At 68.2% G+C, this 3,944-nt stretch carries 4 protein-coding genes; 3 read left to right on the plus strand and 1 reads right to left on the minus strand.

All coding sequences use genetic code 11. The features are described 5' to 3' along the window. On the minus strand, nucleotides 1–479 hold a 479-nt coding region (locus VMS22_05850; protein HXJ33548.1), incomplete at its 3' end, for a hypothetical protein. A 69-nt stretch (nucleotides 480–548) separates the two neighbouring features. On the opposite strand from VMS22_05850, the gene VMS22_05855 reads away from it, so the two are divergent. The 3 genes from VMS22_05855 (at nucleotide 549) to VMS22_05865 (ending at nucleotide 3,447) form a co-directional block, all read left to right on the plus strand. Further along, nucleotides 549–806: a hypothetical protein gene (locus tag VMS22_05855; protein HXJ33549.1), complete on the plus strand. Its 258-nt coding sequence runs from the start codon at nucleotides 549–551 to the stop codon at nucleotides 804–806. Between the two features lie 212 nt (nucleotides 807–1,018). Next, nucleotides 1,019–2,620: an IS21 family transposase gene (gene istA, locus VMS22_05860; protein HXJ33550.1), complete on the plus strand. Its 1,602-nt coding sequence runs from the start codon at nucleotides 1,019–1,021 to the stop codon at nucleotides 2,618–2,620. Further along, nucleotides 2,617–3,447 carry an ATP-binding protein gene (locus tag VMS22_05865; GenBank protein HXJ33551.1) on the plus strand — a complete coding sequence of 277 codons (831 nt, stop codon included), beginning with the start codon at nucleotides 2,617–2,619 and terminating at the stop codon, nucleotides 3,445–3,447. Before istA ends, VMS22_05865 begins: the two co-directional genes overlap by 4 nt. The last annotated feature ends 497 nt before the right edge of the window (nucleotides 3,448–3,944 follow it).

The raw sequence follows: 3,944 nt of genomic DNA on the forward strand, positions 1-3,944 counted from the left end.
CGGAGCTCCTGGCGCTCGCCGTGGGTCTCCTGGCGGGCGCCGCGGGCTTCCTGGCGCTCGCCGCGCGCCTCCTGGCGCTCGCCGGTCGCTTCCTTGCGCTCGCCGCGACGGATATTGCGGTCAGCCTTGGCCTCCTCGCGCGCGGCGGCGCCGGGGCGGCCCTCCGCGGCCAGCCGCTCCGCGCGCTGCTGCTGGCGCTCGCCCTTCTCGACCTGGCGGGCGCCGGTCGCCTCCTTGTGCCCGCCGCGATCGACGTTGCGCTCGCCGCGCACTTCCTTGCGCTCGCCGCGCACCTCGTTGCGCTCGCCCCGCCGCTCGAGCCGCTCACCACGCGCCTGCGCGGCGACCGGGACCAGAAGCAGCGTGGCGCCGAGGACGACACGGCCGAGACGCGAACCGAACCAAGACGTGAACCTGGACATGATCGTTTCTCCTTTCGTTCCCATGTGTCTGACGGTGGGGATGAGCTCCACATTCACTCGCCGACGCCACACGCACGCGCTTGATGCGGACGACTTTGCTGCCCATGGTGTTCCCACGGAATCACCATGCCGGACGAGTCGCGCTGTTCTCTCGTGTGTGGAGATCTCGGCGTGAAGCTGCGTCAATCCATTCAGGAGTCATGGCTGCGTTCGAGCGCATACGGGATCGATCCCGACCACGTACGCGCACAGACGCCCGATCGCGCCGCGCTGGCGCCGGCGCAGCAACGATCGCGACGGCTGCTGGACGCCGCCGATCCAGTGGTCGCGATGGTGCACGCGGTGCTGCGTGTCGGTCGCCAGGCACATGGGGCCAGCGGCTGACGTTTTCGCCAGGGTCATGGGGCCACCCAATCGCCAGGGTCATGGGGCCAGGGTCGCGGGTGATCGGACTCTGAATCGCCAGGGTCATGGGGCCAGTCGATCACCAGGGTCATGGGGCCACCCCGTGACCTGAGCGAAGGCTGACCCGGGCATCGAGGACCGAAGGCAAAACAGACCGCCAGGCAGCCGCGCGACGGCCGCCGGGAGGTCGCATGAGCTTTCGGGAGATCAAGATGCAAGACGTACGAGAGGTGTTGCGCCGTCGACAGGCGGGGCAAAGCGCACGACGGATCGCGCGCGAGACGGGACTGGATCGCAAAACGGTTGGTCGCTACCTGGACCAGGCCAGCGAGCAGGGACTCGAGCCGCAAGCGATGGTGACCGATGAGATCGCCGGCGCCGTCGGGAGGCAGGTGCAAGCGCGGCCGCTGCCCCCACCGTCGGAAGCGTGGCAGACACTCACTGGTCGCCGCGCCCAGATCGAGGCGTGGCTCGACGGCGAGCCGCCGCTGCGGCTGGTTCGCGTTCACGAGCTGCTCGCGCGCGAGGGCGTGGCGGTCGGCTACACGACCCTGCGTCGGTTCGCGAGTCGAGAGCTCGGCTGGCGCAAGCAAGCACCGACGGTGCGACTCGACGATCCACCGCCCGGGCAGGAAGCGCAGATCGACTTCGGGCTGATGGGGACAGTGACCGATCCCGGTGGGAAGCCGCGTCGGGTGTGGGCGCTGATCGTGACGTTGTCGTCCAGCCGGTACATGCACGTCTGGCCGACGTTCACGCAGACCGTTGAGGACGTGTGCGCGGGCCTGGACGCTGCGTGGCGATTCTTCGGTGGCGTGCCCAAGCACATCATCCTCGACAACGCGTCGTCGATGGTGGTCCGCGCCAACAAGATCGATCCGACGCTGAATCGCGCCTTCCGCGACTACACGGACGCGCGACACGTCTTCGCCGACACGGCTCGGGTCAGGCATCCGAGGGACAAGGCGCGCGTCGAGAATCAGGTACCGTACGTGCGCGAGCGGTGGTTCGCGGGCGAGGTCTTCACCGCCGACCTCACCGAGATTCGCCGGCACGCCCAGGCCTGGTGCCGTGACGTGGCCGGCGCGCGCGTGCACGGGACGACGAGGCAGGTGCCGCGCGACGTGTATGACCGCGACGAGCGGTCGCACATGCAACCGGCGCCCGCCGCGCCCTTCGATGTGCCTCATTGGTCGGAGCCAAAGGTCCACCCGGATCATCACGTGCAGGTCCTCAAGGCTCTGTACTCGGTGCCGACGCGCTACATCGGCAAGGTGCTCGACGCGCGCGCCGACCGCTCGTCGGTTCGGCTCTATCTCGGGTCAGAGCTGATCAAGGTGCATCCGCGCAAGGCGGCGGGGCAGCGCTCGACGGATCCGAATGACTTTCCGCCGGGGAAGGCGGCGTGGGCGCTGCGCGACGTGGACGCCGTCCTCCGCAGCGCGCGCGAGCAGGGCGCGCAGGTGGGTGCCTTCGCCGAGAGGTTGCTCGGCGGTCCGGTGCCATGGATCAAGCTGCGACAGGCCTACCAGCTCTTGCGTCTGTGCGGCCGCTACGGCCAGGATCGCGTCAACGCGCTGTGCGCTCGCGCGCTCGCGTTTGGCGTGATCGACGTGTTGCGCCTCGAGGGCATGCTCAAGGACGCTCGTAAGGTCGAGGATGCCGCCGTCGCCACTGGCCGCGTGATCGCGTTGCCAGCGCGCTTTGCCCGCGACGCCTCAGCATTCGCCACGCGTACCGTTGTCGTCGACCGCGGCCAGCACACCGACGGTCAGGATGGAGGTGAGCGATGAGCGCGCGCACCGTCAGCACCGAGTTGGTGGCCGCGCTCAAGCGCCTTCGCCTCGGCGGATTGCTGCCCACCCTGGCCGAGCGATTCACCCTCGCCGAGAAGGAGGACACTCCCTACGAGGACCTGCTCTTGCTGCTCCTCGTCGACGAGATCTCGCGGCGGGATAGCAACGCTTCCACCCGGCGAGCCGAGCAGGCCGGACTGGATCCGGACATGGTGCTTGAGCGCTGGGACAAGAGCGCGAAGGTGACCTACGACCGCCGGGTCATGAACGAGCTCGTCTCCCTTCGCTTCGTCGAGGATCATCGCAACGCTGTGATCCTCGGTCCTGTCGGCGTCGGGAAGACCTTCCTCGCGAACGCGCTCGGTCACCTCTGCTGCCGCGCCGGCTTTCATGTCCGGCTCCTGCGCGCCGATGCGCTTCTGCGTTTGCTCAAGCAGAGCCGCATGGACAATTCACGCGAGGCCGTCATGACCCAGCTCGCCACCGTCGACGTGCTCCTCATCGACGATTTCGCGCTGGAGCCAATGAGCCGCGAGGAGAGCAGGGACATCTACCAGCTCTTCGTCGAGCGCAATGCGCGCTTCTCGACCGTCGTGACCAGCAATCGCGACACGGCCGAGTGGATCGCCACCTTCGACGACGCCCTGCTCGCCCAGAGTGCCGTCGATCGATTCAAGAACAACGCCTTCGACCTCGTCGTCGACGGCGAGTCCTACCGATCGCGGCTCAAGCCCGACATCGACAAGCTGCCCCCTCCGCCTTCGGCTCCGGTGAAGAAGGTCCCAGTCCACCCACGTACCAAAGCCGCCGCTCGCCGCCGATGACGTCCCGGACGTCGGGCCCCAGCCGGGGCCCTCCGGGCTCGACCCGGTCGAAAATCTGTGGCATCTGATCGGGCGGTCCTTCGATGCCCGTCACATGGCCCCATGGTCTTGGCGAGACGTGGCCCCATCCCCCTGGCGAGTGACAGGGGGTTACCGTCATGAAGAAAGTCCTGCTGCCTGTATTCCTGCCAATATTGCTCGCCGCCGCGTGCGGCGACCAACCGCAACCAGTGGAGGTGCGCCAAGGCGCCCTCAGCTCAAACGTGTTCATGCAGTCGGTGCCAATGCCGGTGAACGACTTCGGGACCAACGCTCGGCACCGCATACCGAATAACACCACCCCGCCGCCGCTGAGCCAGCGGACGTCGGCCCCTGTGGGGCCTCCGGGCTCGACCGGCACCGCGATCTGTGGCATCAGATCGGCCCGGTCCTTCGATGCCCGTCACCTGGCCCCATGGTCCTGGCGAGACGTGGCCCCATCCCCCTGGCGAGTGACA

The sequence above is a fragment of the Candidatus Eisenbacteria bacterium genome, from assembly GCA_035577985.1.
Classification (GTDB): domain Bacteria; phylum Desulfobacterota; class Binatia; order DP-6; family DP-6; genus DATJZY01.